The sequence below is a fragment of the Nocardioides sp. S5-5 genome (assembly GCF_054954065.1).
Genome location: NZ_CP199913.1, coordinates 72,987 through 86,463, shown reverse-complemented (window position 1 = coordinate 86,463; position 13,477 = coordinate 72,987). Strand labels below are relative to the sequence as shown.

Genomic DNA, 13,477 nt, shown 5'->3' with positions numbered 1-13,477 from the left:
GGCCGATGGCCACCAACTCGGCTCTGATGGGGTTCGTCCACCGCCGCCGGCGGGGTGCGGAGCTGTTCCTGCTCGTGCTCGCCCTGATCGTCGGCATCGGCGCCTACGCCGCCGTCGGCCTCGGCGTCGACGGCGAGGTGCCCGCCAACCTGATCGGGTACGGCGGCTGGCTGACCCTGCTCGTGGTGGCGGCCCATGTCGCGGTCCGCATCGTCGCGCCGTACGCCGACCCGGTGCTGCTGCCCGTCGTGGCGGCCCTCAACGGCCTGGGCCTGGCGATCATCCACCGCGTCGACCTGGCCAAGGACACCAGCCTGGCCAGCCAGCAGCTGACCTGGATGACACTCGGTGTCGCGCTCTTCGTCGGCACCCTGATCGCGCTGCCCGACCACCGGCTACTGGCCCGGTTCACCTACACCTCCGGCCTGGCCGCGATCGTGCTGCTGATCTTGCCGATGGTCCCCGGCCTCGGCACCTCCATCAACGGCGCCAAGATCTGGATCTCGCTGGGGCCCTTCAGCTTCCAGCCCGGCGAGGTCGCCAAGCTGCTGCTCGTCATCACCTTCGCCGGCTACCTCGTCGTCCACCGCGACGCGCTCGCGCTCGCCGGGCGGCGGGTGGTCTTCGTCGACCTGCCCCGCGGCCGCGACCTCGGCCCGGTGCTGATGATGTGGGTGGTCAGCCTCGGCATCCTGGTGCTGCAGCGCGACCTGGGCTCCAGCCTGCTCTTCTTCGGCCTCTTCCTGGTCATGCTGTACGTCGCCACCGAGCGTCCCGGCTGGCTCGTGGTCGGCGCGCTGCTGTTCTTCGGCGGCGCCACGGCGGCGTACCGCCTCTTCGGCCACGTGCAGAGCCGCGTCGACATCTGGCTGCACCCGTTCGCCGACGCCGACGGCAAGGGCTACCAGCTGGTGCAGGCGCTCTACGGCTTCGCCTGGGGCGGACTGGTGGGCCGCGGCCTCGGCGACGGCATGCCCCAGCGGGTGCCGTACGTCGAGTCCGACTTCATCCTCGCCGCCATCGGCGAGGAGCTGGGCCTGACCGCCGTGATGGCGGTGCTGCTGCTCTACGGCCTGGTCGTGGAGCGGGCGCTGCGCGCGGCGCTGATCTCCCGCGACGGATTCGGCAAGCTGGTCGCCACCGGTCTGGCCGCGGTCTTCGCACTGCAGGTGTTCGTCGTCATCGGCGGCGTCACCCGGCTGATCCCGCTGACCGGCCTCACCACACCGTTCCTGTCCTACGGCGGCTCGTCCCTCGTCGCGAACTGGGTGATCATCGCGATCCTGCTGCGGATCTCCGACCAGGCCCGCCGGCCGCTGCCCGACCTGGCGGCCGACGACGGGGGCGATCCCGACGAGCAGTCCACCCAGGTCGTCAAGGTCAGGCCGGAGTGGCGATGAACAAGCCCATCCGAGCGGTCTCGATCTTCTGCATGTTCCTGTTCGTCGCCCTGATGGCGAACGTGACCTACGTGCAGTTCGTGAAGTCCGGCTCCTATAACAAGGACCCGCGCAACGCCCGGGTCGCCGAGGCGTCCTACAGCCGCGAGCGGGGCCAGATCATCGTCGGCGACGAGCCGGTCGCGACGAGCAAGCCGGTCGACGACCGCTACAAGTACCTGCGGGTCTACCCCGAGTCCGGCGCTCGGATGTTCGCCCCGGTGACCGGCTACCTCCAGCTCGGCAGCCAGACCGGCATCGAGCGCAGCCAGAACGCCGTGCTGACCGGCGAGGACCCGCAGCTGTTCGTGACCCGACTGGTCGACCTGCTCAAGGGCGAGACCGCGCAGGGCGGCAATGTCGTGCTCACCCTCGACGCTGCCGCCCAGAAGGCGGCGTTCGAGGGCCTGCGCGACACCCTCGGGCCCCGCGGCGAGGGCTCGGTGGTGGCGATCCAGCCCAAGACCGGCCGGATCCTGGCGATGGCCAGCTACCCGTCGTACGACCCCAACGAGCTGGCCACCCACGACTCCGCGAAGGCGTCCGCGGCCTATCGGGAGCTCGACGCCGACGACCGGGAGCCGCTGCTCAACCGCGCGATCCGCACCCGGCTGTTCCCCGGCTCGACCTTCAAGCTGGTCACCGCGGCCGCCGCGATCGAGAACGACAAGGCCCACGCCGGCGAGCAGGTGGCCGCGGGCGCGACGTACCAGCCGCCGGGCACGACCCACAAGATCGGCAACGACGGGCGCGGCCAGTGCAGTCCCGCCAAGATCTCCTTCGCCACGGCCATGGAGTGGTCGTGCAACACGACCTTCGCGCAGCTCGCGGTCGACGTCGGACCGGAGAAGATGCGGGCCCAGGCCGAGGCGTTCGGGTTCAACAGCGACTACCTGCGCGACCTGCAGGGCCAGGTGCAGTCGGTCTACCCGACCAGCGTCGAGGTGCCGCAGAGCGAGGGCGGCGGCACCCGCGAGCTCAGCCTCGCCGAGACCGCGCAGACCGGCATCGGCCAGAACACCGTCCAGGCCACGCCGCTGCAGATGGCGATGGTCACCGCGGCGATCGCCAACCAGGGCACCCTGATGCGCCCGTACCTCGTCGAGAAGGTGCAGACCGCCGGGTTCAACGTGCTGCGCACGACCGAGCCCGAGGTCTTCAACGAGCACGCCGTGTCCGCACAGACCGCCGGCGAGCTCACCCAGCTCCTCGAGGCCACCGTCGACAACGGCACGGCCTCGCCCGCCGCGATCGACGGCGTCAAGGTGGCGGGCAAGACCGGCACGGCGCAGCGCGGTGACTCGCTGTGCAGCGCGGGCGGGAAGCCGCCGTACGCCTGGTTCGTGTCCTTCGCGCCCGCGGAGGACGCCGAGGTGGCGGTGGCAGTCATGATCGAAGAGGCGCCCGACCGGGCGTGCGGCGAGATCGCGGGCGGCCAGCTCGGTGGTCCGATCGCGAAGGCAGTGATGGAAGCGGTGTTGAAGAAGTGACCTCCGAGCAGAGCAGGTACGCCGACCGGGCCGGTCGCTACCGCCTCGACTCCATGATCGCCACCGGCGGCATGGGCGTGGTCTGGCGCGCGACCGACACCCGGCTCGGCCGGCCGGTCGCGGTGAAGGTCCTCAAGCCGGAGTACGCGGACGACGCGATGTTCCGCAGCCGGTTCGAGGGCGAGGCGCGCAGTGCCGCCGCGCTGCACCACCCCGGGATCGCGGGGGTCTACGACTACGGCGCCGGCGCCGGCGGCCATGCCGAGGGCGCCGGCGACGACCTGCCGCCGTACCTCGTGATGGAGCTGGTCGACGGCCAGCCGCTGTCCGCACTGCTGTCCAACGCCCGCGCGAGCGGGCGCACCCTGGACGTCGCGGTCGTGCAGGACCTGATGGCGCAGGCCGCCGAGGCGCTCGGCGTCGCGCACCGCGCCGGGATCGTGCATCGCGACGTGAAGCCGGCCAACCTGCTGGTCACCTCCGACCGCACGGTCAAGATCACCGACTTCGGCATCGCCCGCGCCCTCGACTCGGTCGCGCTGACCCGCACCGGCTCGGTGATGGGCACGCCCCAGTACCTCAGTCCCGAGCAGGCCCGCGGCAACCCGTCGACGCCGGCCTCCGACGTCTACTCCCTCGGCGTCGTGGCCTTCGAGTGCCTGTCGGGGCGGCGCCCGTTCGAGGCCGAGACGCCGGTCGCGACCGCGCTCGCGCACCTCCAGCAGCCGGTGCCCCAGCTGCCGCCGAGTGTGCCGGGGCCGTTGGCGGCCGTCGTCCGCCGGGCGCTGGCGAAGGACCCCGCGCAGCGGTACGCCGACGGCGCCGCCTTCGCCGCCGCGCTCCGCTCCCCCGAGGTCGCCGCCGCGGCGGCCGAGGAGCCCGAGGACGGCCACACCCAGGTGCTGACCGGCGTGGTGCCGTCCGTCCCGGTCCCGACGCCCGCGCCCAACCCGCCGTCGCAGCCGATGCGCCGCCTCGGCAGCCCCTCGGCGTACGCCGGCGACGCACGTCCCGACGCCGACGACGAGCAGCGCCGGTCGCCGTGGCCGATCGCGATCGCCGTGGTCGTGCTGGTCATCCTCGCCGTGGTCGCGGCCGTGCTGCTGCTCGGCGACCGCGGCGACGACACTCCGGTCGCCGAGGACACGCCGACCTCGGAGCCGACCACCGAGCCGACGACCGAGCCCACCACGGAGCCCACCACCGAGCCGACGACCGAGCCCACCACGGAGGCGCCGAAGACGGTGGACGTCGACCAGGAGCAGTACACCTGCTTCAAGAACTACCGCGACGCCGTCGCGGACCTGAAGTCCGACGGCCTCAAGGTCACCTGGGAGCAGGACTCCGCGACCAACGACGGCTGCGACGAGGGCACCGTCTCGCGCTTCTCCCGCAACGGCACCCTCACCGTGGGCGACGCGATCGTCGTCTACTACTGGGGTCCGGAGCCCGAGGAGCCCACCACGGCGCCCACGACGCCGAGCGACCCGATCACCCTGCCCACTGCACCCACCGACCTGACAGGTGGTGCCCAGTGACCACTCCTCCGCACGAGCCCGGCCCCGGCCGGCCCGTCGTCGGCGGACGGTACGAGCTCGGTGAGCTCCTCGGCCGCGGCGGCATGGCCGAGGTCCGCAAGGGCACCGACACCCGGCTCGGACGGGTCGTGGCCGTCAAGCGGCTGCGCACCGACCTGGCCAGCGACGCCACCTTCCAGGCCCGGTTCCGCCGCGAGGCCCAGTCCTCGGCGTCGCTCAACCACCCCGCGATCGTCGCGGTCTACGACACCGGCGAGGAGCGCACCACCCATCTCGACGGCAGCACCGAGGTGGTCCCCTACATCGTGATGGAGTACGTCGCCGGGCGCACCCTGCGCGACATCCTGCGCGAGGGCCGCAAGATCCTGCCCGAGCGGGCCCTGGAGATCACCAGCGGCGTGCTGTCGGCGCTCGACTACAGCCACCGCGCCGGGATCATCCACCGCGACATCAAGCCCGGCAACGTGATGCTCACCCCGTCGGGCGATATCAAGGTGATGGACTTCGGCATCGCCCGCGCGATGAGCGACGCCCAGTCCTCGATGACCCAGACCGCGGCTGTCGTCGGCACCGCCCAGTACCTCTCCCCCGAGCAGGCCCGCGGCGAGACCGTCGACTCCCGCTCCGACGTCTACTCCGCCGGCTGCCTGCTCTACGAGCTGCTCACCGGGCGGCCGCCGTTCGTCGGCGACTCCCCCGTGGCCGTCGCCTACCAGCACGTCCGCGAGCCCGCCGTACCCCCGTCGCGGCACGAGGACGACCTCACCCCCGAGGTCGACGCGATCGTGATGAAGGCGCTCGCCAAGCGGGTCGAGGACCGCTACCAGTCGGCCGCCCAGATGCGCGCCGACATCGAGCGCTATCTCGCGGGTCGGCCGGTGCAGGCCGTGCTGCCCGCAGCGTTGTCGGCCCAGACCAGCGAGACGGCGGCCGTCACACCGCGCCACGCCGCGCCGGTCGAGCACGCCGAGACCGCGATCCGGCAGCCGCTGCCGCCCAGCCGGGACCGCGACAGCGACCGCCGCAGCCGGGCGACCCTGTGGATCCTCCTCGGCGTCCTGATCGCCGCGCTGATCGGCACCGCGTTCTTCGTGCTGCCCCGGCTCTTCGACACCACGCCACCGCCCGTACGGGTCCCCAACCTGGTCCGGATGACCGAGGACGACGCCCGCGCCGCGATCGGCAAGGCCGGCTTCGAGGTCGGCACCGTGAGCGTCCGCAACGACGACACCATCGAGGCCGGGCGGGTGATCGAGCAGGACCCGGTCGGTGACGACTACGTCGCCGAGGGCAGCCGGATCAACTTCGTGGTCTCCCTCGGCAAGGGGCAGTTCGCGCTGCCCTCGGTGGTCGAGCAGAAGCGCAAGGACGCGATCCAGACCCTCGTCGACGCGGGCATCGTCGAGCGCAACATCAGCGAGCGCGAGTGCGACACCGACGAGCCGAAGAACACCGTCGTCGAGCAGAGCCCGCCCGCCAACACCATGGTCGACCAGGACGCCACCGTCGAACTGTGCCTCTCCGACGGCCCCGAGACGGTGCCGAGCGTGGTCGGCATGAAGCAGGCCGCCGCCGAGCAGGCGATCAAGGACGCCGGCTTCGTGCCCGTCGTCCGCGAGGCCCGGCCCGACGACTCCAGCCAGAAGAAGGGACGGGTCACCGAGCAGATCCCCGCCAACGGCACCCTGGCCAAGGGCTCCAACGTCGTCATCTTCGTGTCGACCTACGAGCCCGCGCCGCCACCCCCGGTCACCGACACCGACGGCGACGGCCTGCCGGACGCCGACGAGGCCACCCGCGGCACGGACCCCGCCAATCCGGACACCGACGGCGACGGTGTCAGCGACGGCGCCGAGGTGGCCGCCGGGACCGACCCGCTCAACCCGCTGGGGCGGGTACGGCGATAGGCCTGCCGATCAGCGCAGGGGGCGGGCGTACTGCAGGTCGACCAGTCCGTCGTACGCCGGCGCCTCGATCCGGTCCTCGACGTCGAGGTCCCAGCCCATCTTGATCAGCGGGTTGTCGGCGTCCTTGCGGTAGCCGGCGACGATCGGGTCGCCGGCGACCGCGGAGTAGAGCTCGTCCGGGTCGCCGACCGCCTCGATGACGTAGGGCTGGGGGAACGGCTCACCCTGGAGCTGGACGACCGGGCCCTTGCAGCGGATGCCGGTCGTCGAGATCACCCGCTGGCCGGCGATCGTGACCGCCGTCGCGCCGCCCTTCCACAGCGCGTTGACCAAGGCCTGGATGTCTTGTTGGTGGACCACGAACCGGTTGAGGTTGAGCCGGTCGTCGGGGTCGAGATGCTTGTTGCGCTCGACCGCCTCGTCGAGCAGCTCCTCGGGCGCGTCGGACAGGGTGACCTTCAGGCCCGGGCCGGTGCGCGGCGTCATCCCCGCCGGGTCGCGCAGCTTGGCGATCTCACGCCGGGCGTCGCGCACGCTCTTGTCACCGACCCCCTCGCTGAGTCGGTCGACCTGCTCGGACAGGTCCTGGTACTGCTGCTCGACCTTGCGGTAGTCCGCCGCCTCGCCCTCCACCAGGCCCGCGAGGTCGGTGTAGCGGCCGGGGCGCAGGTCCGAGCCCTCGCTGTTGGTGGCCGAGACGGCGAGCAGCGCGCCGCTCAGCAGCACGACCGCCGGCGTGCCGACCCGCCACAGCCGGGAGCGCCTCTGCGCGTCGGGTCGGCGGCCCGTCGTACCTCCGGCGTGGGCACCCGTCATACTGACAGTGTCCACCACCACAGAACCTGATCGAGGAGCCACCCGTGGCGAAGTCGTCCCGCCTGTCGAAGCGCAAGGAGCGCGAGGTCTTCGGCGACCCCGATCGCGGCCCGCTGATGAGCGTGCGGTTCGCCATCGCGCTGCTGCTGATCCTCGGTGGCATCGCCTGGATCCTCTACTACTACTTCGGCATCCGGCCCACTGACGGGTTCGGCAGCATCGGCGCCAACGGCAAGGTGCGCCAGCCCGGCGGCCCGTCGTTCTTCGCCGACCTCGAGGCCAAGAACTACCTGATCGGGTTCATCGCGCTGTTCCTCGGCCTGATGATCTCCGCCCACCCGTCGACCCCCCTGGGCCGTGGCCGCGGCGTGGTGGTCAGCATGCTCGCGTGCTTCCTCATCGGGCTGCTGTGGATCTGCCTCTTCTACATCTTCCTCACGGGCAACGACCCCAAGGACATCCCGATCCTCAACGACCTGGGCCAGAAGAACCTGTTCGTCGGCATCGGCTTCATGGCCGTCGGCTTCGCCTTCGCCACCCGCTGGGAGTAGTCCTCCCCCTCTTTCGTACGCCGCGCCGGTGGACCTCTCGTGGTCCCCGGCGCGGTGTGGTTTTCCCCAGGGATCTCCACAGCTGGGGAGAAACTACCTCGGTGTAACTCGCCCAGGCCGGCCACGAAACACACCGCTGTCATTCGTCCACATCGGTGGAGAACCCTGGGGAAAACGCCGACCCGGCGCAAAGTGAACGCCGAGATGCGTTCGTTTGCGCCGGGTCGGCGGGATCTCGGAGTCAGTTCGAGCCGGGTCAGGTGAGGGTGAGGGTGCGGAGCACGGCGGCGACGACGAGCAGGGCGCCGATCGCGGAGAGGCCGGCGACCTGGATCGCGGTACGACGCTCCTTCGGGGCCAGCACCAGCACGGCGGCGATGGCGGCGCCACCGAGCAGGCCGCCGAAGTGGCCCTGCCAGGAGACGTTCGAGAGCGTGAAGGTGAGTACGACGTTGATGCCGATCCACAGCAGCAGGCTCTGGATGTTGGCGCCGAGCTTGAGGCCGACCACGACGAGCGCGCCCATCAGACCGAAGACGGCTCCGGAGGCGCCGACGGTGGTGCCCTGCTCACTGGAGAGCCAGTAGACGGCCACCGATCCGGCGAGGCCGGAGAGCAGGTAGAGGGCCAGGTAGCGGCTGCGGCCGAAGAGCGCCTCGAGCTGCGGACCGAGCACCCACAGGGCGAACATGTTGAAGGCGAGGTGCAGCGGCTCGACGTGGGTGAACACCGAGGTGAGCAGCTGCCACGGCGCGCCGTCGCTGACGCCGCCGGCCCAGTGGGCGGTGGTGCCGGCCGCGCACGAGGCCTCGTCCATGAACGGGTACCAGGCGCCGTTGCCCTCGCGGCACGCCCCTCGGGGCGCGAGCGCGAACAGCTCGAAGAGCCGGCTGCCGTAGCGACCGGTCGCCATGATCGCGATCCAGACGACGACGTTGATGCCGATCAGCGCGATGGAGACCGCGCCGGGGCTGCCGGTGAGCTGACCGCCGTACGCCGTCCTGGCCTGGCGCACCGACGCGCGCCCCTCGGCGATGCACTCGGGGCACTGGAAGCCCACGGACGCCTCGTGCATGCAGTCGGGGCAGATCGGGCGGTCGCAGCGCTGGCAGCGGATCCAGGTCTCGCGGTCGGAGTGCCGGTAGCAGGTCGGCACTCCGACCGGAGGGGTAGGCATGCGGGGTGGGTCAGCCGACGAGCTCGACGGACTCGATGACGACCGGCTCGACCGGACGGTCCATCGGGCCGGTCTGGACGGCGGCGATGGCGTCGACGACGTCGCGGCCGGCCTGGTCGGCGACCTCGCCGAAGATGGTGTGCTTGAAGTTCAGCCAGTCGGTCTTGCCGACGGTGATGAAGAACTGCGAGCCGTTGGTGCCCGGGCCGGCGTTGGCCATGGCGAGCAGGTACGGCTTGTCGAAGACCAGCTCGGGGTGCGGCTCGTCCTTGAAGGTGTAGCCCGGGCCGCCGGTGCCGGTGCCGAGCGGGCAGCCGCCCTGGATCATGAAGCCGGGGATGACGCGGTGGAAGGTGAGCCCGTCGTAGAAATTGCCCGTGCGACCGTTGCCGGCGTCGTACGACTTCTCGCCCGAGGCGAGGCCGGTGAAGTTGGCGACCGTCTCCGGCGCGTGGTTCGGGAACAGGTTGAGCGTGATGTCGCCCTTGTTGGTCTTCAGGACGGCCTGCTGCTCTGCCATGGAAGTGCCTCGTCTCCAGCTGGTGCGGGTGTGATGCGGAACGACGTCGATCCTACTGACGCCCACCCGCCCGACCACAGGCCCGGCAGGGGTTGACCCCCGCCACCGGGCGCGTGGTGGGATGGAGTCGTCGACCCGACCGGGTCGGGAACGACGAAGGGAGCGCAGGGCATGGGAAAGCTGAAGAAGCTGGTGGTCCTCGGTGCGCTGGGGGCGGTGGTGACCGCGGTGGCGAAGAGGCTGCAGGGCGGAGGGAACGACTCGCCGTGGCAGTCCGCCCCGGAGCCGGCCACGCCGCCCGCACCCGCACCACCGGCACCGCCGGCGCCGGACGAGCTGCTCGTCGACAACGCGCCCGAGCCGATCGACGAGCCCGACCAGGTCCCGCCGCCGTCCGACGAGCGGCCGGACCCGCTGACCGACCCGCTGCCGGAGGAGCCGCAGGGCTGAGCCGGGACCTCAGCCCTGGGCGAGCTCCGCGTGGTCCTCGCGCAGGCGCTGGGCGACCCTGCGCTCGACCCAGAAGATCAGGCCCGGGATCAGGCCCGCCACCAGCATCAGCAGCAGCTGGGGGATCGTCCAGCGCGCCTTCTGGGTGAGCAGGAAGGCGACGACGACGTACACGATGTAGATCCAGCCATGCACCAGCCAGATCGGGGTGAGGTCGTCACCGAGCCGCTGCAGCGTGGTGCCGTCCTCGAGCAGGTACTTCAGCAGCGAGCCGACGGTGCCGACGAGCAGGAGCACGCCGACCACGAGCGCCAGCACGCGGTAGACGTTGAAGAGCTTGGTCACGAGTCCGAGGGTACGACGACGTCCCCGGCCGCCTCCGCGTCGGCCTCCTCCACGTCCCGCTCCGCCGTGGCGTCGCGCACGTAGCGCCACCACAAGAAGGCCGCGAAGGCCGCGAACACCCACCACTCGATCGCGTACAGGATGTTGCGCAGCCCGGTGAACCGGCTCGCCTCCGGCAGCTGGTCGAGCGTCGCGCCGTCCACCCCGGCCGCGGCGTCGGCGGCCAGCGGCTCCTCGGCGACCACGTAGGCGCCGTACAGGTCCTGGTCGACGCGCTGCACCAGGTCGGCGATCCGCAGCTCGGGCAGCACGTCGTCGCGCGGGTCGTCGTCGACCTGGCCGCTGCCCTCCGGGGGCTGCAGCCAGCCGACCAGGTCGACCTCGCCGGCCGGCGGCGCGGGCAGGGTGGCGGGATCGGTACCGGCGGGGACCCACCCCCGCACCACGGGTACGGCGGGGGCCGACGCGTCACCGACCGTGATCGGCGTGACCAGCCAGCCACCGTCGGCTCCGGCCGCGCCGGCCCGGCCGGACACCAGCACCGTGCCCTCCGGCAGGAAGGTGCCGCGCACCTCCACCGGCCGGCCCAGGCCGATCGTCGGGAACGGGTCGTCGGGGCCGATCAGCTCGGTGATCGGCACCGGCTCGGCGTGGGTCAGGTCGACCCGCTCGGCGTCGCGGCGGGCCTGCCAGGCGTCGTACTGCCACCCGCCCATGCCCACCGCTATCGCCACGCAGACCAGACCGAGCAGATGGGCGCCCCACAGCCTCATGCTCCACCAGCGCGCCACGCCAGCAGCCTACGAGCCGGACTGCCGCCGGCCGGCACCGGGATCGACCAACTGGTCTTACCACTTGACCACACGACCAGTCCGGCCTAACGTGAGCGCCATGGCCCTGCGTCCCGTCACCCGCCGCTCCGTGGCCGACCAGGTCGTCGACCAGCTCGTCGACGACGTGGTCGACGGCGAGCTGGCGGCCGGCGAGCCGCTGCCCAGCGAGCGCCGGCTCGCGGAGGTGCTCGGCATCTCCCGGCCGGCGGTGCGCGAGGCGCTGCAGCGGATCGCGGCGACCGGGCTGGTCGAGGTACGCCACGGCGGCGCGACCGTGGTCCGCGACTTCCGCCGCGCCGCCGGGCTCGACCTGCTGCCCCGGCTGCTGGTCCGCGGCGACCGGCTCGACACCTCGATCGGCCGCAGTGTGCTCGAGGCGCGTGCCGAGGTGGGACCCGGGATCGCGGCGCTCGCGGCCGAGCGCGGCGGGCCGACGCTGGCGTCCGGCCTCGACGCGGTCACCGACACCATGACCGAGACCACCGACGCCGTCGACTGGCAGGTGCTGGCCCTCGACTACTGGGACCTGCTCACCGACGGCGCCGACTCGATGGTGTTCCGGCTGATGTTCAACAGCCTGCGGGCCGCCTACGAGCCCGCGCTCCCCGCACTCGCGACCGTCCTCGCCGGGGAGGTCGGGCAGGTCGAGCCCTACCTGCTGCTCACCGCCGCCGTCCGGTCCGGCGACGCCGCCACCGCCCGCGCGGCCGCGGCCCGGGTGCTCACCCCGACCGCCGACACGCTGCTCGGCGCGTTCGCGGCCATGGGGGAGGACCGGTGAGCCGCCGGGAGGCGGACCTCGACGAGCGGTACGTCGGAGGGCGCCGTACCAATCTCACGATGGGCCAGGTCCACGCCGAGTTCTGGCGCCACCCGAGCCCGTACCTGCTGGCCACCTGCCTGGTCGCCGCCCTGATCGGTCGAGTACAGGCCGGCCGGGGCGACGCCGGGCCGGGGAGCTGGTGGGAGCTGGCGATCCCGGTGGGGCTGGTGGCGATGCTGCCGGTCGTGGAGTGGGTGATCCACGTGTTCGTCCTGCACTGGCGCCCGCGACAGCTCGGGCGGCTCACCCTCGACCCCCTCCTCGCCCGCAAGCACCGTGCCCACCACGCCGACCCGCGCGCGATCCCGCTGGTCTTCATCCCCTGGCAGGCCCAGCTGTGGCTGGCCCCCACCTGGACCCTCGTGGCCTGGCTGGTCACCCCGACCACGAGCGCGATGTTCACGCTGCTGAGCGCGGTCTACGCGATCACGTCCGCCTACGAGTGGACCCACTACCTGCTCCACAGCGACTACCGGCCGAGGTCGGCGTGGTACCGCAAGGTCTGGCGCAACCACCGGCTGCACCACTACAAGAGCGAGCACTACTGGTTCACCGTCACCAGCGCGGGCACGGCGGACCGGCTGTTCGGCACCGCTCCCGACCCGAGCACGGTGCCGACCTCGCCGACGGTTCAGCGCCTGCACGACCGGGACGCGTGACAGGCTGAGCGCCGTGCGGATCTCCCACCTCAACTGCGCGACCATGAGGCCCGCCCTCGCTCCCCCCATGGTCGCCCACGTCCTGCTCCTCGAGCGACCCGACGGGCTGGCGCTGGTCGACACCGGCTTCGGCACCGGCGACCTGGCCGACCGCCGGCGCCTCGGCCGTCCGTTCCTCGCGGCCGTGCGGCCCGACCTCGACCCGGGCGAGACGGCGCTGGCGCAGGTGCGGGCGCGCGGCCACGACCCGGCGGAGGTGACCGACATCGTGCTGACCCACCTCGACCTCGACCACGCGGGCGGCATCGGCGACTTCCCGAACGCCCGGATCCACGTCCACCGGGCCGAGCACGCCGCGGCCACCCGCCCCCGCCTCAACGAGAGGGCACGCTATGTCGCGGGCCAGTGGGCGCACGCGCCGCGGTGGACGCTGCACGAGGAGGACGGCGACGACTGGTTCGGGTTCGCCTCGGTCACCGCGCTGGCCGACGACGTGGTGATCGTCCCGCTCGCGGGGCACACCCGCGGCCACGCCGGGGTCGCCGTACGGCGCGACGACGGCCGCTGGCTGCTCCACGCCGGCGACGCCTTCTTCCACGGCGGCCAGCTCGCCGACCCGCCGACCTGCCCCGTCTCACTGGCCGCGTTCCAGCGGCTGATGGCGGTCGACAACAGGCAGCGGGTCGCCAACCTCGAGCGGCTCCAGGAGCTGGCCCGGACCAACGCCGAGGTGAGCGTGATCTGCGCCCACGACCAGGCGCAGTACGACGAGCTCAGGAAGTCCGCGCAACGGCCCACCTGACACCGCGTGGATCTGTCACTGAATCAGTAGACGTCACTGAATGCTCACTGAGGTACAGTGAGACCTCATTGAGGTACAGTGAGGTCGTTTTTCAAACGAGCTTCATCGAGACGAGTGGAGCAACGGG

The 13,477-nt window shown here is 71.9% G+C and carries 14 protein-coding genes; 9 read left to right on the top strand and 5 right to left on the bottom strand.

Going from position 1 to position 13,477, the window contains the following annotated elements; genetic code table 11:
* Positions 1-5 precede the first annotated feature (5 nt).
* The 4 genes from ACUP6Y_RS00365 to pknB are packed head-to-tail and all read left to right on the top strand — an operon-like array spanning position 6 to position 6,374.
* Positions 6-1,400 carry an FtsW/RodA/SpoVE family cell cycle protein gene (locus ACUP6Y_RS00365; RefSeq protein ID WP_462553622.1) on the top strand — a complete coding sequence of 465 codons (1,395 nt, stop codon included), beginning with the start codon at positions 6-8 and terminating at the stop codon, positions 1,398-1,400.
* Positions 1,397-2,929: a peptidoglycan D,D-transpeptidase FtsI family protein gene (locus tag ACUP6Y_RS00360; RefSeq protein WP_462553621.1), complete on the top strand. Its 1,533-nt coding sequence runs from the start codon at positions 1,397-1,399 to the stop codon at positions 2,927-2,929. Before ACUP6Y_RS00365 ends, ACUP6Y_RS00360 begins: the two co-directional genes overlap by 4 nt.
* On the top strand, positions 2,926-4,467 hold the full coding sequence (locus ACUP6Y_RS00355) for a serine/threonine-protein kinase (RefSeq protein WP_462553620.1): 1,542 nt from the start codon (positions 2,926-2,928) through the stop codon (positions 4,465-4,467). The genes ACUP6Y_RS00360 and ACUP6Y_RS00355 overlap by 4 nt, the downstream gene beginning before the upstream one ends.
* Entirely contained in the window at positions 4,464-6,374 is a 1,911-nt protein-coding gene (pknB, locus tag ACUP6Y_RS00350; protein WP_462553619.1) for a Stk1 family PASTA domain-containing Ser/Thr kinase, read from the top strand. The genes ACUP6Y_RS00355 and pknB overlap by 4 nt, the downstream gene beginning before the upstream one ends.
* 9 nt (positions 6,375-6,383) lie before the next feature.
* On the opposite strand, the gene ACUP6Y_RS00345 is transcribed toward pknB, so the two are convergent.
* The gene (locus ACUP6Y_RS00345) at positions 6,384-7,190 is read right to left on the bottom strand and encodes a DUF881 domain-containing protein (RefSeq protein ID WP_462553618.1); all 807 of its coding nucleotides are present in this window, start codon (positions 7,188-7,190) and stop codon (positions 6,384-6,386) included.
* A gap of 44 nt (positions 7,191-7,234) precedes the next feature.
* Between ACUP6Y_RS00345 and ACUP6Y_RS00340 the strand changes: the two genes are divergently transcribed.
* Positions 7,235-7,741 carry a cell division protein CrgA gene (locus tag ACUP6Y_RS00340; RefSeq protein WP_462553616.1) on the top strand — a complete coding sequence of 169 codons (507 nt, stop codon included), beginning with the start codon at positions 7,235-7,237 and terminating at the stop codon, positions 7,739-7,741.
* A 256-nt stretch (positions 7,742-7,997) separates the two neighbouring features.
* On the opposite strand, the gene ACUP6Y_RS00335 is transcribed toward ACUP6Y_RS00340, so the two are convergent.
* Positions 7,998-8,918, bottom strand: a complete 921-nt coding sequence (locus ACUP6Y_RS00335) for a rhomboid family intramembrane serine protease (protein ID WP_462553614.1) — start codon at positions 8,916-8,918, stop codon at positions 7,998-8,000.
* Positions 8,919-8,928: 10 nt separating this feature from the next.
* Positions 8,929-9,438 (bottom strand): peptidylprolyl isomerase, encoded by a 510-nt coding sequence (locus ACUP6Y_RS00330; RefSeq protein WP_462553613.1) that lies wholly within the window; start codon positions 9,436-9,438, stop codon positions 8,929-8,931.
* Between the two features lie 171 nt (positions 9,439-9,609).
* Between ACUP6Y_RS00330 and ACUP6Y_RS00325 the strand changes: the two genes are divergently transcribed.
* Positions 9,610-9,888: a hypothetical protein gene (locus ACUP6Y_RS00325; protein WP_462553611.1), complete on the top strand. Its 279-nt coding sequence runs from the start codon at positions 9,610-9,612 to the stop codon at positions 9,886-9,888.
* Between the two features lie 9 nt (positions 9,889-9,897).
* Here the strand turns inward: ACUP6Y_RS00325 and ACUP6Y_RS00320 are convergent, their stop codons facing one another.
* The gene (locus tag ACUP6Y_RS00320) at positions 9,898-10,233 is read right to left on the bottom strand and encodes a DUF3817 domain-containing protein (protein WP_462553610.1); all 336 of its coding nucleotides are present in this window, start codon (positions 10,231-10,233) and stop codon (positions 9,898-9,900) included.
* Positions 10,230-11,024 (bottom strand): SURF1 family protein, encoded by a 795-nt coding sequence (locus tag ACUP6Y_RS00315; RefSeq protein WP_462553609.1) that lies wholly within the window; start codon positions 11,022-11,024, stop codon positions 10,230-10,232. The genes ACUP6Y_RS00320 and ACUP6Y_RS00315 overlap by 4 nt, the downstream gene beginning before the upstream one ends.
* A gap of 100 nt (positions 11,025-11,124) precedes the next feature.
* On the opposite strand from ACUP6Y_RS00315, the gene ACUP6Y_RS00310 reads away from it, so the two are divergent.
* From ACUP6Y_RS00310 to ACUP6Y_RS00300, 3 genes are read left to right on the top strand one after another with little or no spacing between them, the layout of a single operon-like run.
* Positions 11,125-11,847, top strand: coding sequence for a FadR/GntR family transcriptional regulator (locus tag ACUP6Y_RS00310; protein WP_462553608.1), 723 nt, complete (start codon positions 11,125-11,127; stop codon positions 11,845-11,847).
* A complete protein-coding gene (locus tag ACUP6Y_RS00305) occupies positions 11,844-12,548 on the top strand; it encodes a sterol desaturase family protein (RefSeq protein WP_462553607.1) in 705 nt (234 codons plus the stop codon). Before ACUP6Y_RS00310 ends, ACUP6Y_RS00305 begins: the two co-directional genes overlap by 4 nt.
* A gap of 13 nt (positions 12,549-12,561) precedes the next feature.
* Entirely contained in the window at positions 12,562-13,350 is a 789-nt protein-coding gene (locus ACUP6Y_RS00300; RefSeq protein ID WP_462553606.1) for an MBL fold metallo-hydrolase, read from the top strand.
* The last annotated feature ends 127 nt before the right edge of the window (positions 13,351-13,477 follow it).

Excerpts from the sequence above, each read along its gene's own strand:
- ACUP6Y_RS00325 (WP_462553611.1), top strand. The coding sequence starts at position 9,610 with ATGGGAAAGCTGAAGAAGCTGGTGGTCCTCGGTGCGCTGGGGGCGGTG.
- ACUP6Y_RS00335 (WP_462553614.1), bottom strand. The coding sequence starts at position 8,918 with ATGCCTACCCCTCCGGTCGGAGTGCCGACCTGCTACCGGCACTCCGAC.
- ACUP6Y_RS00365 (WP_462553622.1), top strand. The coding sequence starts at position 6 with ATGGCCACCAACTCGGCTCTGATGGGGTTCGTCCACCGCCGCCGGCGG.
- ACUP6Y_RS00345 (WP_462553618.1), bottom strand. The coding sequence starts at position 7,190 with ATGACGGGTGCCCACGCCGGAGGTACGACGGGCCGCCGACCCGACGCG.
- ACUP6Y_RS00310 (WP_462553608.1), top strand. The coding sequence starts at position 11,125 with ATGGCCCTGCGTCCCGTCACCCGCCGCTCCGTGGCCGACCAGGTCGTC.
- ACUP6Y_RS00330 (WP_462553613.1), bottom strand. The coding sequence starts at position 9,438 with ATGGCAGAGCAGCAGGCCGTCCTGAAGACCAACAAGGGCGACATCACG.
- ACUP6Y_RS00360 (WP_462553621.1), top strand. The coding sequence starts at position 1,397 with ATGAACAAGCCCATCCGAGCGGTCTCGATCTTCTGCATGTTCCTGTTC.